Genomic DNA, 21,762 nt, shown 5'->3' on the forward strand with positions numbered 1-21,762 from the left:
ATGGACATGCTACGCGCCATCACATTGCTGTTAGCTTTGGGCCTGAGTCTCATGGCGCAGGCCCAGCGTCTGGAGACGATCACACTACAACACCGGACAGCGGAGGACATGGCGCGGCAGGTTCGGGAACTGTACCCCGAGGATCAGGCCCATATCAGCGGTCATCGCAACCAGTTGCTCATTCGGGCTGACGACTCAGTCATTGCGGAAATACATGACTTGGTGATGCAACTGGATACTCCGCAACGGCAATTCCTCATTACCGTCAGCCGTGACCGCAACCGACTGGGGGAAAACAGCGGCTGGGGCGTCTCAGGCGTCATCAGCAACGACGGCGGATCGGCGCGGGTCGAAGCAGGCAAGAAAGTTTACTCCACACGAGGTGGCGGACAGCAAACGCTCACAGTCGTGGAAGGCTCTTCCGCCTTTATCAATACCGGCCAAAAGCAGCCGGTCAGAACGACACAACGGATCAATGGCCGATTGGTGGATAGCGTGGAATATCTGGATCTGAGCAGCGGCGTCTACGTAGAGCCCCGCCTGACCGGACAAAACCGGGTTGAATTGAAAGTCCGCTCACAAAGCAACGAACAAGACGACATTCAACAGCACCGCATCAATACATCTTCTCTGGACACCATTCGCGTCGTCCAACTTGGAGAGTGGGTAGAGTTGGGAGGCGCGTCGCTAACCAGCAACCGCTCAGACAGCGGCATTACCTACTCCACACGCAGACAGAGCGCAGATGAACAAAGCGTTCTTATCAAAGTGGAGTTATTGGGGAATTAGCTACTCAGTAAAAAAATCGTGGAAGTGGTAGCCCTTATTTTCCGGGCGCAACGATAAAGAGAAACGGCGGAAATCCTCTTTAGCCCAGTGGGCTTCGGTGACGACATCGATAGCCTTATCCACGTTGGCCGCCGTCGCCAGAGCCAGATGCGTGCGAATAGTAACCCCCAGATAATCCGCAAAATCAACGCCGTTGAAATAATCATACAGAAGCACGACCGCCCAGCCTGCCTCGACAAAGTGCCCACCCACACTATGGGACAGACGCCCGTCCTTTACCCCCTGCAACCCTTCATTCGACCAATCCACACCACCTATCAGGCGCTCCGGCTCAGGAGCCACCGAGCGCGCCGCCAGCGCCATCAAATCACTGGCGGCCCAGATCAGGTCCACAGATGGATAACGTTCCAGCATTTTCGGGGTGCGGGCAGTGACTTCATCCCAAAACCAGTTGGCGTACACCAGCTGCTTCAGGATTACCTTATTACTGTGCTCTGACAGAAAGCGCTGTAAACCAGCGTTACGGTCCAGGGCCGCAGTGGAGTCCATGCCGCCGCTAATGGCAAGCAGGTCAAAGCTGTTCTTACGCGGCCACTTGACTTGAGCCTGTCGTAACAACTCCTCCGCGACCAGATACCCCACCTCCTCATCATCGGGATACATATGTCCCAGCCAGTTGGGAAACTTCTCAGAGCGCGGCAGCCCCACTAGAGCCCGGTCGCGCTCCGGTACACTGGTATTCACGAGAAAAATGCCAACGCCACGAGTATTGGCTTCCTGCAGGAGTTTTTCTGTAATGGAAAAAAAATATCCGACAATAATCGCCTTCGGCGGATTAGGGCGCTGCAGCGCCTCCATGCCCATTTTGAGCACATTAAAGCGTTGATCGTTCCCGTACATGACTTCCAGTTTAACACCCAGGTCTTTCGCCACCACTTTAGCGAAGGCGCCGGTCTTCCCCCAGAAAATGTTTTCAGTGGGGGATGGAGAGATAAACAGGAAATAATCCGTATCGGACAAGCGCCCGACAGGCGGGCCGCCAGCATGACACAGCCAGGACGAAACAGTAACCCAGACGACAATGAAGCCGCGCAAGAACTTCATTACAGTTGCGAGATTCATAGTTAATTATAGATAAGGCACCTTCATTAAGAGTGGACCATAACCGCTAGTTTGCAAAGAATCCGCCCTGCGCCCAATGACGTAAAATATTTACTTTCATGTCGGCGCTTCCTGATTGCGCGACCTGCGTCTCCGTAATAGTATGCGCTCCCCGCCCCAAGACTCGGAGTGCACCATGTTACGGCGCTTTCTGACTACCCTGTATTTTTTATGTTTTTGCTCTTCTCTTTACGCCCGCGAGCTAACGGAGCGCAGCGACTGGCGCGAGTATTTCCGCAACGCTCAGGTTCAGGGCGTATTCATGCTTTGCAGACAAAATACGGACAACTGTCAGACCAGCAACCTGCAGCGCGCCTCAGAAGGCTTCGTCCCCGCCTCCACATTCAAAATCCTGCAGGTGTTGATTGCATTGGAAACCGGAGTCCTGAAAGACGGTCGGGAGATATTTCGCTGGGACGGACAAAAACGTCCGTTCAAAATATGGGAAGACGATTTCACCTTACGTGGAGCTATGCAAAATTCCGTCGAGCCTGTTTTTCAGGACCTCGCGCTGCAGATTGGTGAGGAGCGCATGCGCCACCATGTCGCTCAAGCGAACTATGGCAACGCAGATATCAGCGGCGGTGCTGACCATTTCTGGCTTGACGGCGCACTGCGAATATCCGCTGCGGAACAAATTGAATTTCTGTCCCGCCTTTATTACGCCGGACTGCCGTTTTCTGAACGCAATCAACTAATTGTACAAGAGGCGCTGTTGACTGAAGCCGCCAACGCCTATGTATTAAGAAGCAAAACCGGCTATAGCCTGGGTATGCCAGGATACAACGACGCCACGAAGCCAGGATTGGCCTGGTGGGTCGGCTGGGTGGAAAAAGGCCCGGACCTGTATTTCTTCGCAGCCAACTTCGATATCGACAAAAATGAAAAGCTGGCGTTCAGAAAGAGCATTCCCCGACGCATTATGACGTCGGAAGGTATTCTGCAATAAACTCAGCGCGGCTTGCCGCCGCCAGCGAATAACCCGCTGTTTTCGAGGACTGTTTATCAGTTTGCCCTGAAATTAAGTGCTAGCCTGCCCAGTCAACAGCTGCCATGTCGATTCAGCAACGCCTATTTCAGGGTAACAGCCATGCCATTAACAATAATAAAATCGCAGTTCTCCCGCCGTTTTCGCCACACTGTTCGCGTCAGTCTTTTCGCCAGCCTGGTCTTCAGCCTGCAAGGGTGCGCCGTCTCCTGGTGGAGTGATGCGCAAACACCAGAACCACCTGAAGAGGTGACCCGAGCGGAAGCGTCCATCGCCGCTGAGGATACCGCCTCTCCGACCCAGGTTAATATGGCCTCCGCATCCGGGGACACTCTGCAAGACAATAATGCAGTATCACCTGGCGCACCTGCGGAAATCCTCAGTAGTCCTCCTCCCGCAGCCGGACATGAAGCCCCGCAATTGGCGCCCGAAGACGCGCATAAAGACCTGTCACAAACAAATACGCAAACAGCGGAAGCGCTCACTGTCGTCCTAGAAGAAGCCGCCCCGCCGGCGCAACCCGCTACGGTAGCGTCTCCCGTTCATTCAGCGTCTTCGCAGCAAATATTGACGGTTGCAGAAAACACTCAATCTCAGCCTGTTAACGTCGACACTAAAGCTACAAAACCGAGTGAAGAAGTGATAGATGAGGAAACCGGGTCGCTGAAGGTGGTGGAAGTCAAAGCACAGCCTGCATCTATCGAACGCTCTTCCACAACGGCCGCGCTGAGTCAGAACGTCGGTTCATTCGGCATCTGGACGCTGGAGCGCAATTGGGACGGGGAACATCCAGATAGCTGCCGCCTCAGCACCCCAACCCGCCAAGTGGAAGTCGGCGACCACACGTCTCAGATATGGCTATCCTTAGAGCCGGGCCGCTTTGTCGTTTACGCCTCGTCAGACATTTTCCTGAAAAAGCACGGTGTAGGGTTACGCCTGGACCAATCCAAGCTGATGTCATTCTCGCAACAGGATTACCCTACCCGCACACTTGTACTGTCGGACCTGAGCGAGCAACTCGAAAAGAGCAAAATGCTACATGTTTACCTGGTATTAGGTGAGCAAAAGTCTTCGCTTTCTCACCAGGAATTCAGTTTGCAGGATATGCGTAAAGCCATCCCTGCGCTCAAACGCTGCAATGGTTGAAAAGCCTTATTTTTCAAGGGCGAACCGCACGTTCGCCCAGGCTTAAGTTCACGCTTTCCGCCTTAAGCAATAATGCTTACAGAGAATCCACTACAGACCGCTAACCGACTGATTCTTTAGACTACACTCGAATACATAGAAACATATACGGTTAATGTTGTGGACTGGATAATCAATAGCAGCCAAAGAAACGCCATTCATCCAAGCGGACTTGAGCTGTTTTTTTACGCATTCGGCGGCGAGTTACGGGAGTTGATGCCCCGTAATATCCCGGAAGAATTATCAGCCTCAGAAGTCCGTGAATTAGTGCAAGATGGTGAAAAGAAAATCACCAACTTCTTCGGACTTGAGAGCGACCCCCGCAAAGTGCACATACTGCTCTAAGCGGACAAAAAAACCGAGGCAAGCGCCTCGGTTTTTTATTGCCTTCACATTCTTCCAAATCGCGCTCTACATCGCGCTCTCCAGGCAATACCGGTTATCCAGCCGGCTGACGCCCAAACCGCTCATCTTCTTCACTTTAATCTGCACGGAAATACGCTCTTTCATCGCCTCCACATGACTGATGACGCCGATCATCTTGCCACTGGCGTTCAGGCAGTCCAGAGCATCCAGCGCCACCTCCAGAGTCTCGCTGTCCAGTGTGCCGAAGCCCTCGTCCAGAAAAAGAGAGTCGATGCTGGTTTTGTGACTGACCAAATCTGACAATGCCAACGCCAACGCCAGACTCACCAGGAAGCTCTCCCCGCCAGACAAGGTTTTGGTGTCTCTGACGGTATCCGCTTGCCAGGTATCCACCACTTGCAATTCAAGGGCTTCACCTTCACGACGCTCCAATTCATAACGACCGTGTAACCGACTTAAATGTTGATTGGCGAGATATACCAGATGGTCCAGGGTCAGGCCTTGCGCATAACGCCGGAATTTGGCGCCGTCCGCGGCCCCAATCAGGCCACTCAAATATGCCCAGTCATCGTAACGCTGCTGCAGCAGCTCAATATCGACCAGCAGCTTTTGCCGGCTCATCCGTCTGGACTGATCGCTTTGTAACAGTTGTCTGATTTCACCCTGTTTTTGACTGATGGCTTTCAGTCCGTCCGCGACAGCTTGTAGCTGCTCCGTCAATTCTGCCTCTTTCAGCTGAGTCGCCGGCGCCGCCAACAACTCATTCAGTTCGGCTTCCGCACGTTGCTTCAGCGTCGCCGCCCGATCCTTCTGTTGATCCAACTCCTGCTTCAATACCGCCAGCGCCTGTCGTTCCTCTTCATTAATCAACGCCTGTTCAAAGGCGGCTTGATCCGCAAATCGGCTGGCGGCGAGCGCTTCACTCCATAAGCGCTCCGCATCGGATAAGAGTGCGCGCTGAGAGCCCAATTGCGTCTTCAGCACTTCCTCGCGTCCCAGGTGTTGCTGCAACGCCGTGTCGGCCCTTTCTTTGTCTTCCTGCAACGTGGCCCAACGCTTCTCCGTCGTCGCCAGCTGCTCTTGCATGCGCTTGCGTTCCTCCGCCGGCGATTTATCGCCAAATAACGCCTGACGCTGCGATTTTTTCTCAGTCAACGCTGCTTCCGTCTGCGCCAGGTTTTCCTGCAATCCTGTTAAGGTCTGCGCAATTTCCGCGGTTTTCTCCGCCGCGTGCTCAAGCTGGCGCTCCAGATCTCCCGCTTGTTTCACGCCCAGCTCCAGTTTCTCTTGCCGAGCCTGATACTCTCGTGCTTCAGCGTTGCGAGCCTCCAGCCAGGCATCCTGGTCATCGTCCTTAGGCATCGCATAGCCCATGCTGGAAAACGCTTCCGTCAACCCCTGTTCCAAGGCGCTCAGCGCAGAGCGTTGTTCCGTCTGCTGCGTAAGGAGCCCCTCAATCTCTTTGTTGAGATTCAGCAGGTCGCGCTGTTGCAACTCCAGCTTTCTGCGAATCTCGCCAAGCTCCTGCTCCGCAACTGTGGCGGACTCTTTAGCTTGCTGCAATTGCTTTTCCGTTTGCTCCAATGAGCGCACGCGCTCAGCCAGAGCATTTTCTTTGGTTTCTTCTTTCTGTAAATAAACATCAACCGCGTTTTCCGCCCCAGCAGGCGCATCGATCGCCAGATTGACGCTGAAATCCTTGCACAGCTGCTCCCATTCCCCCCGCAGGGCCGCCATTTCCTGCTCCAGCTTGCCGCGTGTAGCCACCCCCAATTCCAACTCACTGGACAACCGGGCCGCCGCTTCATTCAGCTTCTTGCCCTTGTCTTCCAATTCCTGCAGCTGCTTGCGCTTCTCTTGCAGACGTTTTTCCGTGTCGGACTCCCGCTGCGCCTCATAGGCAGCGATGCCAGGATGATCGTGGGAGCCACACAAGGGACAAGGTTCCCCGGGACTCAGACGAGCGCGATGCTCGCTAAGCGAAGCAATCTGACGCTCTTGCTGCAGCAGACGGTCCAGGTCATCCAGATGCGTCTTTTCCGCTTTATACTGCTTACGCATCAACGCCAGAGACTGCTTTCCTTGCTCTAACTCGCTCTCGCGCTGACTGAGTTGCGCATTCAGCGCCATCAATTCCTGACTACGTTTGCTGTGGTCATCCGCCAAACGCCCAAGCCGGAAGCGGTCCGTGCGGCTTTTTTGCATTGCCGCCAAGCGTTCCCGCAGATCCACCTCAGCCTCTCCCGACAATACGTCGAGTATGGCTTGTTGAGTCGCCATGACGGCCTGACGACGCTCTTCCAGAGCGCTATGCGCAGTAGCCTGCGCCTCCTGCAAACGAGCAGACTCCGCTTCCTGCTGGCGATGCACCGCCTGTCGCGTGCTGACAGCCTCTTGCAACTTGGCCAGTTCAATCTTCGCTTTTGTTCGCTGCGCCAGACGCTCCCGCCATAACGGCAGATTCTCCGGCAATAGCTTATGGGAGCGCCTGCTTTCGAGGTATTCATTCGCTTCTTGAATCCCCCCCCGCAACGCCTTCAGCTGATGGGAGAGATTTTTTTCCTGCTCTCCAGATTCCACCTGGCGACGCAGGGTCTCAGTGACGGTTTCCTGTTGCTGCTGCATCAGAGAACGAAGTTGTTCGATCGCCTGATCCAGCGGCATGACCTTTTCCGCCACCAGGCTTTCCAGCTCTTCCCGTTGCGTCTGCAATTGCATCAACGCTTGTTTCGCCAGCGCAAGCTCAGAAGATTTGCGCTCCAGCTCTTCACGGGCTAACTCCAGACTTTCCGTCAGAGATTTGATATGCCGTTCTGTCTGCGCATAAGCGTCATGAGCCTGCTGAAAATCTTTATAGAAAGGACGCAGCTTCTCCGCCGGCTCACTGAGCGCCAAACGCCCCAGGTCGGATTTCTCCTGCTCCAGCCGCGCCGTCGCTTCACTAAGACGCTGTTCAGCTTCGTTGTAGGACTGTTGCGCCTGATTCAATCGGTCCAGCCACTGCTTTTGCGCCCGCAAAGACTCCAGGCGTTCGGCATCTGTTTTTTCCTGAGTTTCGAGAGCCGCCGCTTCTTCGTAGTAGGCGGTCAGTTCATCGTCACTGAGTAGATCCTGCCCCTCCGCTTTAGCGCGCAGACGCTCCAGCTCCCCTTTCGCCTCGCGCTGGCGCTCGAATACCCGGGCGGAAATCTTGCCGTAGATTTCCGTGCCGGTCAGTTCCTCCAGCAACTCAGCCCGTTCATTCGCGGGAGCGTTAAGAAACGCAGCGAAGCCACCCTGCGCCAGTAACATTGATTTGGTGAAGCGAGCAAAGTCCAGACCCGTTAACTCAGCTATCAGCGTCAGCTTGTCCTTCACTTTATCCGCAAGAATTTTGCCGTCCGCAGTCGCCAGCTCGACCTGAGGCGGCTGAAACCGACCTTCCGCCTGATTGCGCGCACGCCGCTGACTCCAGAAGGCGCGATAGGCCTCGCCTTTGACTTCAAACTCGACTTCCGCGAGACACTCCGCCGTATGTCGGGTCATGATCTCATTATTCAGGGGCGAGACGTTGATACGTGGCGTCTGGTGGTACAACGCAAGACAGATCGCATCCAGCAGTGTAGTTTTGCCGGCGCCGGTCGGTCCGGTGATGGCGAACAGCCCATTGCTATGAAAAGGATCCGCTCTGAAGTCTATTTTCCACTCACCTTTAAGGGAGTTCAGGTTCTTGAGGCGAAGGCTCAAAATTCTCATGCATCGCCCCCCGTCACAGAGGTTTCGACACTGGATTCAGCGACAACATCCGCCTCCACACCGTCCGCGAGCACATCACTCTCTACCTGACGGAACATGCCCATCAGACGCTGCCGTCGCGCCTCTGCATCCTCGCCTTCCCAGACTTCCTGGGCGAGGCGGCGCTCAAAAACTTCTTCCACCGTCAGCTCCGCCAAGGTTTCTTTCTCCAGCCGCTCCAGCCTGAGCCCCTTATTCTTGCGCTCACGCCGCACCAAAAGCACTTCCACCGGCAATGCGCCGACCATATCCTGAATGCGACGCTGCAAATCATCGAGATAATCCTGAGTCGCCGCCACCTCGATATCGACCCAGACCTTATCCGCATTACTGAACAGCGACAGTTGCGAATTAGGGGCGACAATAGAGCCCAATTGCTTTTCTATTGATTTCAGGTCGCCGCGAATCACCTGCATGGGTTGAAAGCAGGGGGTCTCCAGCGGCGTCACCTGTTGCAGGCGCCCATCTTCAAAGTCCACCATCAACACTGACTTGGTTTGCTCCGCTTCGTCAAAACTCAGAGGAATCGGCGAACCGCTATAGCGAATATGCTCCTGACCGCCCACCTTCTGTGAGCGATGAATGTGGCCTAAAGCAATGTAGTCAACGGGAGGAAAAGCTCCAGATGGAAAAGCATCCAACGCGCCAATATAGATATCCCGCACCGAATCAGAGAGTTCCGCTCCCACGGTCGTCAGATGACCGGTAGCGATGATCGGCAGCGCCTCGCCAAACTCCTCGCGGCGCGCCTGCGCCAACTGAAACAGGCGTGCATAGTAGTCGGCAATCGCCTGCTGCAAAGCCTGCTGTTTCTCCACACCATCCTGTCCCGCTTTACTGGTGGTGAGATCCCGCTGCCGCAGGAAAGGAACCGCACACAAAATGGCGCCCGGCTCCTCATTGCGGTCATTCAGCAGCAACACATTGTTTTCCGGCGTTTCCGGCATACCCGCCACGACATGCACATTCAGGCAGGCCAGCAGATCTTTGGATTCATTCAGCGTGGCGACGGAGTCATGATTGCCCGCCAACAGCACTAATTGGCAGTCAGTCCGCTGCAACTCCACGACAAAGCGGTTGTATAGCTCCCTCGCATAACTGGGCGGCGCTCCGGTGTCAAAAATATCACCCGCGACGATCAGAGCATCCACTTCATGTACCTGGACTTGCTCCAACAGCCAGTTGAAAAACATGGCGTGCTCATCCGCCCGCGTTTTACCGAAAAAATGCTGGCCAAGATGCCAGTCCGAGGTATGAAGAATACGAAAGGTCATTAGAAGAAGTCAGCCGAATCCAAAATTCGGCAAAGTTTACGAAGCTTGGCGGGTAAAGGCTATAGATGAAGTCACCAGCTCTAAGTTTCCATCTTATAAAAACAGGACGGTTCCCCTACATTCCAGCACACATCAAAAATACATTTAGTCACTTATTTTCAAATGGTTACCTAGTAAACACCCCAGTTATGTCGTTATTAGTCGTAAGATAAATTACACGGCCGGGCCCGGTGGAGAAAAGCATTATTACCGTCCGCCCGAATACAAAAAACAACTCTCTTATTTACGACCAAGGAGCTAGTGACGGTCATGTCAGGAATAAATACTACTCAATTCCCTCAAATAAACTGGCGCAGAAAGCTAATGCTTGCCGCGCCCGCTATGCTAGTTGCGCATTTGGCGCAGGCAAGCTCAACTCCAAGTCCGTATCAGCTTAACGTCCGCGTTCAAACTGAAGAGACTGTTCAGGTCTATGACAACCCACCAACCAGCTCAACGGCGAGTATTGGCAGCCAGCCTCAAGGAGCTACCGGCATCATTGTTGCCGGGAAAAAATACCCAAGTTCAGTGGGTCCGGTATGGTACCTGATTGATTACGACACAGGAGAGGACGGCTGGACACTAGCCACTTCGTTAACAGAAATATCTGAGCCACTGGGACAGCCCGCCAATAAATACTCAATGGTGAGCGACACGCCACAGGTTATTTCCTGGCCAATCACAAAAGCATATCCCGGAGTTGAATATAACACTCGGTTAGGCGTTGTGGGCGGACGTTACCCTTATTACTTTATGCTGGATCAAAAGCCATCAGGCATGACTATTGATCCACGTAGCGGCGAAATTTCCTGGACACCCTCTTCGCAATTGGAAGGGCAAACATTTAGCGTACAAGTTGCTATTTATGACAGCAATCAAGAAGCCGCCTCACAATCATTTACTGTTGAAGTAACAAAATCAGGATTTCGCTTCGTTTCTCCCAACGGTTCTGACTCATCTGGAGATGGTACTCAGGCGGCGCCCTGGAAATCTATCTCTTATGGAATTTCCGAAAGTAACGCCGATGATATTTTGTATATCAAAGGTGGGAACTATACGGAAGTGTTTCAATATGAGGAGGATAAAGCAAATAAGCTGATCGCCTATCCTGGCGAAACTCCGGTTATAGACTTTAACTTTGAGGAAGCAACGACTGCTCGCGGAAAGTTTGGAGTTATTGACGGGTTAGAAATCAAAAACTGCGTGACCTATTGCATAAAGCTGAGTGCGAGCAATCCTGATTGGCTATTCAGACGTAACCACATGCATACCTTATATGACGCCACAGATAAAGGTAATCCAAGCTTTATCTATTATGGAGACAGTCGCAAAAGCGCGGAGCGCATAATCATCCAGGATAATGAGTTTCATGATCTGTTTGATCGAGGATCAGGGATTCATGGAGATATAATATCAAATACTCATGGCTCTTCTAGCGCGCTATTCAACGTACATTACGCTCTAGTGGAAGATAATATCGCACATGATATTGATGGGTTTGGCTTTCGTGACAAGGACTCTTCTTATAAGAATACATTGCGTGGCAACCTTGCCTATAATGTTAAATATGGTCTAGGAGTATTGAGTCAAGAGTATTCGTACAGTGTTGACGTACTTTACAACAGGCTTGCAGGGTCACGTTATGGATTACTAGTAGGCAGTATGGTTGGAGGGTTTGGCAACATACTGGCCCAGAACAATACCATATTAGGTGGAGTTGGCCATGATGGCGGCACGCCAACCGGAGGAGCGAATAGCGTTCAGATGCGTAACAATATTATTGATGATATAGGCGGAAGAACTCTGCCCTACAATTGTTGTGACGCTAAAGAAAACGAGTATTGGACATCCGACTTGTTTATCAGAGACTTTAACCTGATACATTCCTCCAGTGTATATGTCGCTGGAAAATGGAATGGCAAGTTCACAGAAACCCGCTGGAAAAATGCCGGTTTTGATATCAATAGTCTATTTACAGATCCGTTGTTAACTGACTATAACAATCAAAACTACACCCCGCTCCCCAACTCCCCGGTCTGCGGCGCGGCCAGTGACGGTTCCGACATCGGCGCGGTTCCCTGTAACTGATGTCATTGATAAGAGTGTAATGATCGGCTGACTAACAGCCGCAAGACAGGCCGAACATCCGTCGGGATGCTCGGCCTTTTTTATTAGAGTGACCCGTCCTGAGTAAAGGGTGGACTTACTGTTTACCAGCTATAACAACCAATTATGATAGGGCCTGTCCATCAAATAATACTTACAGGAGTCTCTGCGCTGCTTTTCGGACAGTGCTTGCAATCGGGTGTAGGTTGCATCCTGCTGTAACAGCTCCCTGGTGTCCGCCGGCCTTCCTCCGCCTGACATCGCCTGCCTGAGCATACGACTGCCAATCATGGCGATGCGCAGCTTGGGGGCGTCCACGCAGGCATAAGACTTCAGGTTTACGTTTGGCGGCTTTGGCAGGCTGAACAGCACGTCCAGAATCGATGGGTTTTCCAAATACACCGCATACATCATGACGCTCCAACCAAAGTCATCCTTCTGGTTCAGAAGCGCCTGGTACGAGCTCAAATACTTCACCGCCTCTTTATTCTGATAAAGAATCGCCAGCATCAATGCGTTGCGGCCAAACTCCGTCCGCGCCATCACTACTTTTTTATCCAGCGCGCGCAACGCTTTGACCTTGTTACGAGCCGCCAGACGATGGGCGATATTCCACTTATCAATAGACGATACCAACGCCATGGTGAGATAAGGATTTTCATGCTTCTTCGATTCAATCACAGCAGTGTACATGGCGTCATAGTTGTCGCTATGGGGAAACTCCACGCCAGCGCGAAGCGCATCCAAAAGCGCTTCATACATACCATCTCGGGCTAGAAAGTTAAGATAGGACACACCAGAGTAACCTTGCGTATCTTCCAGCGAGAATGCGTCCTGGCTGAAGCTCTGCGCCGGATAGCGGGAGTCCTTGGCGTTTTTCATCAGCTCAGGCCAAGCCGTATCCACCACCGAGTCCCACTGCAGCTTATCCGCGGCATACAGAGCGCTGGCTTTCGCTTCTTCCGATTGCCCATGGGCGGCGCACGCCAGCGACAGCAGCATGACAGCCCCTGTGGTCCGCGCCGCCTGCATTCCAGCTTTCTTGAGCAGACAGGCTCTCAAAATGAAAAACGCCTTCATGATTCGCTATCGCCCCCGAAAAAGTACTCATCCAGCATTTCCGCAGGGGTGCGCCTACCCAGCGCCGCTAAAGCCGCCTCTTCCTCTTTCGACACGATGTCCTGCGAAGCCAGGCGCTGCTGGTAGAGATCTTTCGCCGTCAGTTTGCTGCCATTGGCTCGCAGGGCGGGGGCACCCAGATCTGGCAGACTCTGCACCAGTTCCGGTGACGCCCAGCTCACCAGATAGTGCGCCAGAGTATTTCCGTCTTTATCCACCCACTCAGCTGCAGACTGATCTTTCAACAACCAGATAACCAGCCTCTCCGTATTCTTGCGAGTCCCTTTGAGAATCAAGCGAATCTGGCCTTCCCAATGCGGAAAGTCCCGCGCAATATCCCAGAGCACTTTCTGCTTAACGCCAGGCGTCTCAGCCTCAACCTTGTTTAAGAAGTCAGCGACGCTTTGCAGGTGCTTTCCTCCATCACGTTGCATCCCGGTCATCCCCGCCAGCGTACAAGCCAATTGCGGTTGACGGACCAAATACTCTATCCCCCCTTTCTTCATCTGTATCTGCGATGATGAGCGTTCAGTACTTCGCCAAGAGCTATAATACGACGTTGAATCATCTCGGAATTTTATTATGTTGCGGTTGTCGACACCCACATAATGAAAAGCGCTGGACAGCTCGTCGCAACTCAAGGACAACTCTCTAATGGCTTTCGGAAGTAGAGAAATATCTTTGGCCTTGAGTGAGTTGGCGGCGATTACCTGATCCCGCTCAGTTCGCTGCCTGTTGGAAAGCTTATCGTCGTTAAAAGCTATCGCCGGGTGTTTAAGAAGCGTCTCCACGCTTTCCTGCTTATCTTCCACCACCGTCGCGACGATCCAGCCCACTTTATCCAAATCCACCACCAGCCGTGGAGGCAATAACTCCACAAAGTCATTAACGTTATGCTTGACGGTCCATTTCCAAAGAAGCACAAATATAGATTCCTCTATGGCGTTCACGACTCTCTTGGACTGCTCATACTCAGGCGCCAACTCATCACCAAGTGTTTTGCCGTCCAACGCCCGGCGACCATGCTCTTCACTCAAAACAGCCAAGCGCCGCCGCCAGACATCCCGCAAGTCCCGGCTATATAACTGCGTTCCCAAATACTCTGTAACCGCTTTGTCAATGTAATCCAGTGGTTCGCTGTAGTAGCCCAGATAGGAGCCGTTGTAACTCTGTGAGTTCGATTCCGAGCTTAGCCAGCGTTGATATGATTGTGGCGCGGAGGACACCTTTTGCAACAACAGCCAGAATGTTTCGTCATCAAATACACGGTTATCGCCGATGCCTCCGTTGGCGTAGTCGACGGTTATGTCTCCCAAACAACCGAGACCACTGACGTTGTCCAGCGCCAGCTGGATGTGCGCCTGGTTATTGGTCAACAGAGCCTGATAAAGCAGGTTGTATTCCCTGTCTCTGTCACAAACTGGCCATCCTATATCAAGTGCTGCTTCCGTAATCCCAGGCCAACGCCAGGATGCAATCACGGGGTTTAATATTGCTGACAGTAGAAATGGCGCAACCACGGCAGATAAGCCCGCGATGAGCCCCCACTTAACCTTGCGCGGCATAACAATAGGCTGCGCGGCGGGCTGAGGTCGTGGTCTATATTGAGGTTGGGGCGCAGCGCGTTGAGCTCTCCCGCCTCTGGGCGGCGGAGTCCTGGCGGGCCTCTTGGCTTTACGCTTTACGCTGCTCGCCGCCTTCTGCTCTATCGGACAGAAGGGACACCCGGAACCGAAACTCAAGTGCTCCTTGTTGTTCGGACATGGTTGTAGCGGTGAATCCTCCCCGGCGACCAACCAGTGCAAGTGGTCACTCCACTCCTGAGCGCTCGGTCTGGCGTAGGGCGATTGAGTGAAGGCGCTTTCAAACAACTGTTGCGTGCGCGCATCCAGCGACTGATGAATGCTCCAGGGGGAAGGGGCAATCCGAGGATGCTCCTTTGAGCCATAAGCATATAGACCCGCCCCTATGCGCTCGTGGTTGGTCGTGGGCAAATTGGCGCCGCCCTTGGGGGCTCCCTGAAACGGGTGTACGCCTTGATTGAGCAATTGAAACAGGATGACCGCCAGTGCAAAGCGATCCTGCTCTTCGCCAAGCTGGTCCGGCCCCTGACGCCCATTAATGGCTTCCGGGGCGATGTAGTCAGGCGTGTACTGGTGCGCCGAGAACCGCTTGCCAGCGCCTTGAATGCTGAAACCATCACAGTCCAACAATGCGGTAAAGAAGGTTTCCCGATAAACATTGATGTTCACCGGCTTCATGTCGATGACATGATGGCGCTTGCGATGCAACGCGGCAATCAAAGACGCCAGATTCTTGGCGGCGGACAGGCGGTAGCCGTAGTGCTCAGGCAACTTACTGAACTGTCGCGTTTTGCGGTTCAGCAGCATCTCCAGCGAAACCGCTCGGGACAGGTCGACGAAAGGCATCAGATAGCCTTTCAGCTCGCCACGCCGATCCGTCAGAATGGACTGCGGCCAGGCGATTTGCACAAAGCGATGTCCATCGTGCTCAATGTGGGACAGCTCCGGCGAATTCGCCAGCATGGCTTCCAGTTTGGCGCGTCGTCCTGGGTCCTGCTCTGGCTTGTGATAGATCTTGGCGACCAGATCAGGACGCCCATCGACGCGGTATATCGCCGCATCCGCGCCTTGTCCCAAAGGTTTATCCAGCAGGCGGACGGCTCCGCCGCCCACCTCAATCAGCGTTTGCGTTTGGCCCATAACAGCGTCTTGTCGTCGCCGGAAATACGGCGGGCGTTGGCGTGATCGAGAATCTGCTTAAGCGCAGCAACGCCCCGCTCTTCGTCGTTCTGTTCCAGAAATGCGCAAACCGGAGCGATAAAGTCGCGGTCCAATCCATTGGCGGCGGGTTTGGCGGTGAAGCTGTAAGCGCCGTCAGTCACCAGTATCAGCTCATCATATTCAGAGGACACAGGGGTTATGCGCAGATGCTCACGCCAGTGATCCTGAGTGAAAAAGAAAGTTTCTTCCGCGTATTCGCCGTTTTCCGGTAAACACAGCAGGCAAGGCGCCCATTGACGCTCCTGCACAGCCGCCGCCATTCCGTCGCCGATTTGCAGGACAAATCCGCCGCTAGCGTCCATGAAGACTGCCGCCAGTGTTGCATGAAAGTCCGCCAGATTGGCGTCGGGGTAGGTTTGCAGCAATTCAGCGCGGCAAGTTTCAATCGCCTGCTCCGCAATCCTTCGTACGTCGGACTCTTGCAGCCCTGCCTCCAACTCTTCAGCGAAGGCGTCCACGACACACTGACTTAACATGCGGCTCCCCTGCTCTGAGTGCGTCGCCGAGCCAGCGCCGTCGCTTATCGCCGCCACCAGCCGCTCACCAATAACGCGCCAACTGAACGCATCCTGACAGGGAAGTCCTTCCCGAACATGATGCGGACCAGCAACGCTGGCCGCGACCACTTTCCAGGCCGACTCTGGATAACTGTTTGTCATAAAGAATTAAACTTCGACTTCAGACCAATCTGTCGCAGGCAACTGCACTTTTTCGCCAGGAGACGACACGGATACGGTGGCCATACTCCGGCTCAGCCAGACAAAGAGTTCACGGAATTGCAGGCCCTTCAGCTTCTTGGCGCCTTTATTGGAGAATTGATTAAGCGTCTCGAATGTCGCGCCTTCCACACCAATGGGGAAAATCACGACTTTACGGTTCTGTTCCGCATGACGGCAGCGGTCCGCGGCGGTTTCCCAGTCAAAGTCGGTGGGAGCGCCATCGCTGATGAGAATAATCCAGGGACGAGTGGAGGAAATGCCGTTGGCGTCATACGCGGCTTTCTGATCTTCGATTTTATCGAGCGCCAGATTCATGGCGGCGCCCAGCGGCGTTGTGCCGTTGGCGAACACCTCGGGGGCGTTGAAGTCCATCGCATCCACCCAATCCGTCAGCACTTCCGCCTGATCATGGTTGCCGGCGCGGATCACCAGAAGCTGCACTCGCATCGCTGTGCTGGCGTCCTCTTTCAGGGCCTGCTCCAGCAACTTCAAGCCTTCATTAAGCTGTCTGATCGGCTCGCCGAACATGGAGCTGGAGCCGTCCAGCACTAGAACGCAGGGGGTGCGCTGACTGTTGTTATCATTAAAAACCACATCCGGTATCAATGTGTCGGACATACCTACTCCTCGCTTACTTCCAGAATTTCGGGCAACAAGAAAAACAAAGCGTTTTTTTTGAATAGCGCCCTTCATATAAAAAGCGTTACTTGATTTTGACGTGATTCTGCAGGATATCAGGCGCTGATAAAAGCATTTAAAAATGCATGCGTACGCTCCATCTCCGGCGCCACAAAAATTTTATCCGGCGGCCCTTCTTCGAGAATCCTGCCCTGGTCGAAAAAGCAGACGCGGTCGCTTATCTCCCGGGCGAAATACATTTCATGGGTCACCAACAGCATGGTGAAGCTGTGCTCCCTGGCGAGGTTACGGATAACGTCCAACACTTCATCCACCAACTCCGGATCCAGCGCTGAGGTAATTTCATCCAAAAGCAGGATCTCGGGGCGCATTGCCAAGGCCCGGGCAATACCGACTCGCTGCTTCTGTCCGCCTGATAATTGGGCGGGATAGCTGTCCGCTTTATCTTGCAGCCCCACCAGCGCCAGCAGGTCCATCGCCTCTCGTTCCGCCTCCTGCCGGGTTTTGCCTTTCACCCGCATCGGCGCCTCGGTGATGTTGCGCCGCACCGTCATATGTGGAAACAGATTAAAGTGCTGAAACACCATCCCCATATGGTTACGCATCTTGCGCAGATGCTTTTTGTCAGCAGGAACAAGCCGATCGCCTTTGGGCATATGCCATAACGGCTCGCCTTTCACCCTGACCACCCCGCCATCGATATCCTCAAGGGTCATCAGGATGCGTAATAACGTGCTTTTCCCGGAACCGCTGGAGCCGATAATGGAAACGATCTCGCCTTCGTCGACGCTGAAGTTAAAGTTTTCAAACAACGCCAGTTCGCCGAACTGCTTTTTTACGTTCTGAAATTCAATGATAGGGGAGGTCATCGTAGGCTGAATCCTTCTTTGGGAAAACGACGCTCGATCTGATGCACGCCCAGCGCGGCGACAATGCTGAACGCCAGGTAAAGCAAGCCGACCAGGGTGAACGGCTCCAGGTAACGGAAATTTTCAGAGCCCAGGATTTTGGCGGTCTGCAACATTTCCAACAATGTGATGGCTGAGAGCTGCGGGGTTTCCTTGAACATGGCGATAATATAGTTGCCGGTGGCCGGAATCATCGCCCGCAACGCCTGTGGCAATACGATATCGCGATAGGTCATGAATTGAGACAGGTTAAGCGCTCTGGCGGCTTCCCACTGCCCCTTCTCCACACCATCGATGCCGCTGCGAAATACTTCTGACAGGTAAGCGCCATAGTGCGCGCCCAGCGCCAACACGCCCGTCGTCATTGGCGACAGGCTCACGCCGAACTCCGGCATGACGTAGTAGAGGAAAAAGATCTGCACCAGCAACGGCGTACTGCGCACAAATTCAACCAGCCAGTAAACCGGCCAACTGATCCAGCGCGAGGGACTGCGCCGCAGCAATGACAACGCCAGTCCCACGCCTATCGCCAGCAGGCTGCCCAGCAAGGTGGCGGACAATGTAATCTGTGCGGCGTTCAGTAGATCCGGCAGTACTTCCCAAGTGAATTCCCAGTCCCAATCCAGTTCTATCATGAGCGCAGACCTCCTCTATCCAGGCCCCGGCCCAAACGCGCCTCCAGCAACCGGAACAAATAGGCCATCGCTTGCGCCATCACAAAATAAATGAGCAATACCAGACCAAAAATTTCGCCCACCTGCAGGGTCGCGTCCGCCAGAGTTTTGGCTTTATAGGTAAGGTCGCCAATGGTGATCAGAGACACCAGGGAAGTCGCTTTCATCAATTCGATGGCGAGGTTGCCAAACGGCGGAACCATATTGATCAGCGACTGCGGCAGAATAATGCGCCACAATCGGCTCCAGGGCGTAAAATTCAACGCCACCGCCGCCTCATACTGCCCTTTGGGCACAGCCAGCACAGCCCCTCTCACCACCTCAGCGCCATAAGCGCCGATATTCAATCCAAGCGCAATAACGCTCGCCGTCATCGCATCCAGATTCAAGCCGAAAAATGGCAACACAAAATAAATCCAATACAGCTGAATCAAGGCGGAAGTGCCGCGAAAAAACTCAATATACACCCGCGCTATCTGCCGCAAAGGCGTGGGTGCGAATAGCCGCGTCAAGCCAGCGATAAAAGCCAGCGCCCCCGCGACAGGCAGAGACAGGCAGAGAATTTTCAGGGTAACCCACGCGCCCTGTAGCAGGATGGGCGTCAGTTCGCTCAGTTCCATGAGATATAGACTTAGTTACACAACTCCTGAGTGGTGACGTCGCCCGGCAAGGTGTGCTTACCGAAACCGTATTCCTTCACCATGCTGACGTGCTGCTCCGTTCCCAGGAAACCGTCCAGCACTCGATTGAAGTTGTCGCGCAAGGTTTCATCGCCTTTACGGAAACCGAAAGCGCCGTAGCCTTTGACGGATTCCCCATCGATCTTCAGCTCATCAAACGGCTGCGCCAACTCCACCCGCTCTTCTTTTTGCGCCAGTTGCGCCATGGTGAGACTGGTGCCCGCCAACGCATCAATGCGCCCGGCCTTCAGCGCCGCTACACCAGCGGGATAATCCGGCAACGTCACGATGCGATCCATTGGCACGCCGAATTTTTTCGCGTAGCCAAATTCAACCGCGCCAGCCATCACGCCCATTTTTACTTCATCCGCTTTTTTCACGTCGCCGTAGCCATGCAACCCCTTGGGGTTGCCGTCCAGCACCAAAAAACCTTCGCCGATGGTGTAAGTGGGATTGGAAAACAGCACTTGCTTGCATCGTTTAGGGTTCACATACATGCCGGCGGCGATAACGTCGAACCGGCCCGCTTTCAGTCCGGGAATCAGGGAGCCGAATTCCGTCACCACCACTTCCACGTCTTCCACGCCGAGCTTATCCAAAACATACATGGCGATGGATGGCGCCTCTCCAGCAGGCTCCCCCATTGGAGTGAGATATCCATAGGGGCGCTCATTGGCCACGCCCAGGGTGATCTTGCCTTCTTTGCTGATCTCATCCCAAGTGTCCGCCATTGTGACGGTGGAGAGCGCGAACAATATAAACACGAATATACTTTTCATGACTTCCCTCGAATTCCTTATATCACTAAACAAAAATATCTATCAGAATCCTTAAAAATCATAAGTAGGTGAAAATTAATTCTCAATAATTATTTTGAATTCTAACAATATTATTTAGCTGTCCCGCGCCTACGACAGCGCCGCCGGTCCCTATTACCGTGACTCTTAAGCCGTTGCCCGGCGATTCGACAGGTTTTGCATTACAATAGCGCCCCAACCTTTCAACTAAATGTTCGACATCAAACTTATGCGTCGTTGCTCGTTTTCCTATTTACACCTTTTTGCCCAATCACTCCGTCGCCTCCTGACTCGCCGACCTGGACTCATGGTGCTAATGGCCGCCGGCATTTCCCTGCCCGCACAGGCGACGTCCATGGAAATATCGCTGCAGTTCACCGAGGTCCATTCCGTTAAAAACAAAGCCCTGGGCTTGACGGAGCCATCTGGATTGACGTTCGACGCCAACGGCGGTCTGTGGACAGTCAGCGATGACACCGCCAGGCTATTTCTGCTTGATCGCCAGGGGAACACGCTCAAGAGCCTGGATGCGCCGGTTTCCGGCTTTGAAGGCGTCACCTACGACGCCCAACACGACCGACTGATTGCGGTGAAAGAAGAGAGCAATGAGTTTTTCATTATCGACCTCAGCGCAGGCGAACCTGTGGCTCAGCGTCGACTATCAGACTTGGACGGTTTCGCCCAGACCGCAGTCCATTTTGTTCAAACCAAAGAGAACAAAGGCCTTGAAGGCGTCGCCTGGAACCCCGCCGACGCCACCCTTTACGCCATAAAAGAGGGCGAACCCGGCGTACTGTTGCATCTGTCCGGCGACCTCAACAAGGTGATAAGCAGCGTCAAACTGACGGAAACAGGCGTCAGCGACGACGATACCGCTCTGGAGGACATCGATTACTCAGGTCTGGCGGTGATCCCCGAGCGCAATTTATTGGCCATCGTCAGCGACAAAGCAGCGAGGATTTATTTCTATGACCTGACGAGCGGTCGGATAAAAGGGTCAGCGGCGCTGACAAAGCCTGGCAAGAAGCCCGGCAAATTCAAGTCCGTGCGTAAGGCGGAAGGGGTCGCTTACGATCCGGCGAACCAGTCGCTCTATGTGATTAGCGATAAAGACGCCGAATTGTATGTATATAAAGTGGTGATACGCGAATGAGAGACATGCGACGCCAAAGTCATTAATACTCTGGCGCGCCGTTGATCAGGGCCGGCGACGCCGGCCTGAGCGAATCAGTACAGCGCCGATTCATCCTCCAAGACTTCGTTGAGCACGTCCAGGAACAGCTTGTCCGCATCGCTCATGTTTTCAGGAATGCGGATCGTGGTGCTGGCGCTGATTTCATCAGCCATTTTACGCTCCGCGTCTTTTTCCTGCTGCAGCCTGCGTGCGATTTCCATGCACTTGACCGGAATGGTGGGATCCATCAGCACCTTCTTAATGAAGCCCCGCATCTCCGCAATCATTTTTGCCTGCCGGCTCTCTTCCGCCATACTCATTGGCGATCTCCTATAACAGCTTGTTCTAATAATTTATTCCGCAAAAACCAAGAGACAACGTATCTGAGTTCTTATAGTGAGTATAGTGAGGGTTTATCCATAAAAAAACCCACGCCCGACGCCTTCATGGGAGCCGCCGAACATGGGCTGATAAGTACCGCTGACGCGGTGCGTATGAGACAAATCAAACCAGAAAGGATAGCTGTTAGGCCGCTATCTGGTTGGCCAAAGCAGAATGTCATGCAT

General features: G+C 53.6%; 18 protein-coding genes. 6 read left to right on the forward strand and 12 right to left on the reverse strand.

The features are described from left to right. Positions 1 to 6 precede the first annotated feature (6 nt). Complete coding sequence (locus O5O45_RS21685) at positions 7 to 789, forward strand: secretin N-terminal domain-containing protein (protein ID WP_305901422.1); 783 nt, start codon at positions 7 to 9, stop codon at positions 787 to 789. Here the strand turns inward: O5O45_RS21685 and O5O45_RS21690 are convergent, their stop codons facing one another. Beyond that, on the reverse strand, positions 790 to 1,893 hold the full coding sequence (locus O5O45_RS21690) for an ABC transporter substrate-binding protein (RefSeq protein WP_305901423.1): 1,104 nt from the start codon (positions 1,891 to 1,893) through the stop codon (positions 790 to 792). Between the two features lie 193 nt (positions 1,894 to 2,086). Here O5O45_RS21690 and blaOXA point away from each other — a divergent pair, with 193 nt between their 5' ends. From blaOXA to O5O45_RS21705, 3 genes are all read left to right on the forward strand, one after another. Next, on the forward strand, positions 2,087 to 2,899 hold the full coding sequence (gene blaOXA, locus O5O45_RS21695; protein WP_305901424.1) for a class D beta-lactamase: 813 nt from the start codon (positions 2,087 to 2,089) through the stop codon (positions 2,897 to 2,899). A 141-nt stretch (positions 2,900 to 3,040) separates the two neighbouring features. Then, the gene (locus tag O5O45_RS21700) at positions 3,041 to 4,084 is read left to right on the forward strand and encodes a hypothetical protein (protein ID WP_305901425.1); all 1,044 of its coding nucleotides are present in this window, start codon (positions 3,041 to 3,043) and stop codon (positions 4,082 to 4,084) included. A 159-nt stretch (positions 4,085 to 4,243) separates the two neighbouring features. Next, positions 4,244 to 4,468: a hypothetical protein gene (locus O5O45_RS21705; RefSeq protein WP_127968486.1), complete on the forward strand. Its 225-nt coding sequence runs from the start codon at positions 4,244 to 4,246 to the stop codon at positions 4,466 to 4,468. 66 nt (positions 4,469 to 4,534) lie between these two features. On the opposite strand, the gene O5O45_RS21710 is transcribed toward O5O45_RS21705, so the two are convergent. Further along, positions 4,535 to 8,224 carry an AAA family ATPase gene (locus O5O45_RS21710; RefSeq protein WP_305901426.1) on the reverse strand — a complete coding sequence of 1,230 codons (3,690 nt, stop codon included), beginning with the start codon at positions 8,222 to 8,224 and terminating at the stop codon, positions 4,535 to 4,537. Beyond that, the gene (gene sbcD / locus O5O45_RS21715) at positions 8,221 to 9,537 is read right to left on the reverse strand and encodes an exonuclease subunit SbcD (protein ID WP_305901427.1); all 1,317 of its coding nucleotides are present in this window, start codon (positions 9,535 to 9,537) and stop codon (positions 8,221 to 8,223) included. The genes O5O45_RS21710 and sbcD overlap by 4 nt, the downstream gene beginning before the upstream one ends. A 309-nt stretch (positions 9,538 to 9,846) precedes the next feature. On the opposite strand from sbcD, the gene O5O45_RS21720 reads away from it, so the two are divergent. Then, a complete protein-coding gene (locus O5O45_RS21720) occupies positions 9,847 to 11,664 on the forward strand; it encodes a putative Ig domain-containing protein (RefSeq protein ID WP_305901428.1) in 1,818 nt (605 codons plus the stop codon). 129 nt (positions 11,665 to 11,793) lie between these two features. Here the strand turns inward: O5O45_RS21720 and O5O45_RS21725 are convergent, their stop codons facing one another. From O5O45_RS21725 to ehuB, 8 genes are all read right to left on the reverse strand, one after another. Next, the gene (locus O5O45_RS21725; RefSeq protein WP_305901429.1) at positions 11,794 to 12,762 is read right to left on the reverse strand and encodes an ankyrin repeat domain-containing protein; all 969 of its coding nucleotides are present in this window, start codon (positions 12,760 to 12,762) and stop codon (positions 11,794 to 11,796) included. After that, positions 12,759 to 15,524: a protein kinase domain-containing protein gene (locus O5O45_RS21730; RefSeq protein ID WP_305901430.1), complete on the reverse strand. Its 2,766-nt coding sequence runs from the start codon at positions 15,522 to 15,524 to the stop codon at positions 12,759 to 12,761. Before O5O45_RS21730 ends, O5O45_RS21725 begins: the two co-directional genes overlap by 4 nt. Further along, a complete protein-coding gene (locus tag O5O45_RS21735) occupies positions 15,503 to 16,264 on the reverse strand; it encodes a PP2C family serine/threonine-protein phosphatase (RefSeq protein ID WP_305901431.1) in 762 nt (253 codons plus the stop codon). The genes O5O45_RS21730 and O5O45_RS21735 overlap by 22 nt, the downstream gene beginning before the upstream one ends. 6 nt (positions 16,265 to 16,270) lie before the next feature. Beyond that, the gene (locus O5O45_RS21740; RefSeq protein ID WP_305901432.1) at positions 16,271 to 16,942 is read right to left on the reverse strand and encodes a vWA domain-containing protein; all 672 of its coding nucleotides are present in this window, start codon (positions 16,940 to 16,942) and stop codon (positions 16,271 to 16,273) included. A gap of 116 nt (positions 16,943 to 17,058) precedes the next feature. After that, positions 17,059 to 17,832, reverse strand: a complete 774-nt coding sequence (gene ehuA, locus O5O45_RS21745) for an ectoine/hydroxyectoine ABC transporter ATP-binding protein EhuA (RefSeq protein ID WP_305901433.1) — start codon at positions 17,830 to 17,832, stop codon at positions 17,059 to 17,061. Continuing rightward, positions 17,829 to 18,506 carry an ectoine/hydroxyectoine ABC transporter permease subunit EhuD gene (gene ehuD / locus O5O45_RS21750; RefSeq protein ID WP_305901434.1) on the reverse strand — a complete coding sequence of 226 codons (678 nt, stop codon included), beginning with the start codon at positions 18,504 to 18,506 and terminating at the stop codon, positions 17,829 to 17,831. Before ehuD ends, ehuA begins: the two co-directional genes overlap by 4 nt. After that, positions 18,503 to 19,165: an ectoine/hydroxyectoine ABC transporter permease subunit EhuC gene (gene ehuC / locus O5O45_RS21755; protein ID WP_305901435.1), complete on the reverse strand. Its 663-nt coding sequence runs from the start codon at positions 19,163 to 19,165 to the stop codon at positions 18,503 to 18,505. The genes ehuD and ehuC overlap by 4 nt, the downstream gene beginning before the upstream one ends. 11 nt (positions 19,166 to 19,176) lie before the next feature. Next, positions 19,177 to 20,004 carry an ectoine/hydroxyectoine ABC transporter substrate-binding protein EhuB gene (gene ehuB, locus O5O45_RS21760; protein ID WP_305901436.1) on the reverse strand — a complete coding sequence of 276 codons (828 nt, stop codon included), beginning with the start codon at positions 20,002 to 20,004 and terminating at the stop codon, positions 19,177 to 19,179. A 373-nt stretch (positions 20,005 to 20,377) separates the two neighbouring features. On the opposite strand from ehuB, the gene O5O45_RS21765 reads away from it, so the two are divergent. Continuing rightward, positions 20,378 to 21,175 (forward strand): SdiA-regulated domain-containing protein, encoded by a 798-nt coding sequence (locus O5O45_RS21765; RefSeq protein ID WP_305901437.1) that lies wholly within the window; start codon positions 20,378 to 20,380, stop codon positions 21,173 to 21,175. A 74-nt stretch (positions 21,176 to 21,249) separates the two neighbouring features. Here O5O45_RS21765 and O5O45_RS21770 read toward each other — a convergent pair whose 3' ends face one another. Further along, positions 21,250 to 21,516 carry a hypothetical protein gene (locus O5O45_RS21770; RefSeq protein WP_127968473.1) on the reverse strand — a complete coding sequence of 89 codons (267 nt, stop codon included), beginning with the start codon at positions 21,514 to 21,516 and terminating at the stop codon, positions 21,250 to 21,252. Between the last annotated feature and the right edge of the window lie 246 nt (positions 21,517 to 21,762).

This window comes from Hahella sp. HNIBRBA332, assembly GCF_030719035.1.
Lineage (GTDB): Bacteria > Pseudomonadota > Gammaproteobacteria > Pseudomonadales > Oleiphilaceae > Hahella.

Coding starts and splice junctions, on each gene's coding strand:
- O5O45_RS21735 (WP_305901431.1), bottom strand. CDS start 16,264: ATGACAAACAGTTATCCAGAGTCGGCCTGGAAAGTGGTCGCGGCCAGC.
- O5O45_RS21725 (WP_305901429.1), bottom strand. CDS start 12,762: ATGAAGGCGTTTTTCATTTTGAGAGCCTGTCTGCTCAAGAAAGCTGGA.
- O5O45_RS21720 (WP_305901428.1), top strand. CDS start 9,847: ATGTCAGGAATAAATACTACTCAATTCCCTCAAATAAACTGGCGCAGA.
- O5O45_RS21685 (WP_305901422.1), top strand. CDS start 7: ATGCTACGCGCCATCACATTGCTGTTAGCTTTGGGCCTGAGTCTCATG.
- O5O45_RS21710 (WP_305901426.1), bottom strand. CDS start 8,224: ATGAGAATTTTGAGCCTTCGCCTCAAGAACCTGAACTCCCTTAAAGGT.
- ehuB (WP_305901436.1), bottom strand. CDS start 20,004: ATGAAAAGTATATTCGTGTTTATATTGTTCGCGCTCTCCACCGTCACA.
- blaOXA (WP_305901424.1), top strand. CDS start 2,087: ATGTTACGGCGCTTTCTGACTACCCTGTATTTTTTATGTTTTTGCTCT.
- O5O45_RS21740 (WP_305901432.1), bottom strand. CDS start 16,942: ATGTCCGACACATTGATACCGGATGTGGTTTTTAATGATAACAACAGT.
- ehuD (WP_305901434.1), bottom strand. CDS start 18,506: ATGATAGAACTGGATTGGGACTGGGAATTCACTTGGGAAGTACTGCCG.
- ehuA (WP_305901433.1), bottom strand. CDS start 17,832: ATGACCTCCCCTATCATTGAATTTCAGAACGTAAAAAAGCAGTTCGGC.
- O5O45_RS21700 (WP_305901425.1), top strand. CDS start 3,041: ATGCCATTAACAATAATAAAATCGCAGTTCTCCCGCCGTTTTCGCCAC.
- O5O45_RS21770 (WP_127968473.1), bottom strand. CDS start 21,516: ATGAGTATGGCGGAAGAGAGCCGGCAGGCAAAAATGATTGCGGAGATG.
- ehuC (WP_305901435.1), bottom strand. CDS start 19,165: ATGGAACTGAGCGAACTGACGCCCATCCTGCTACAGGGCGCGTGGGTT.
- O5O45_RS21765 (WP_305901437.1), top strand. CDS start 20,378: ATGGAAATATCGCTGCAGTTCACCGAGGTCCATTCCGTTAAAAACAAA.
- O5O45_RS21690 (WP_305901423.1), bottom strand. CDS start 1,893: ATGAAGTTCTTGCGCGGCTTCATTGTCGTCTGGGTTACTGTTTCGTCC.
- sbcD (WP_305901427.1), bottom strand. CDS start 9,537: ATGACCTTTCGTATTCTTCATACCTCGGACTGGCATCTTGGCCAGCAT.
- O5O45_RS21730 (WP_305901430.1), bottom strand. CDS start 15,524: ATGGGCCAAACGCAAACGCTGATTGAGGTGGGCGGCGGAGCCGTCCGC.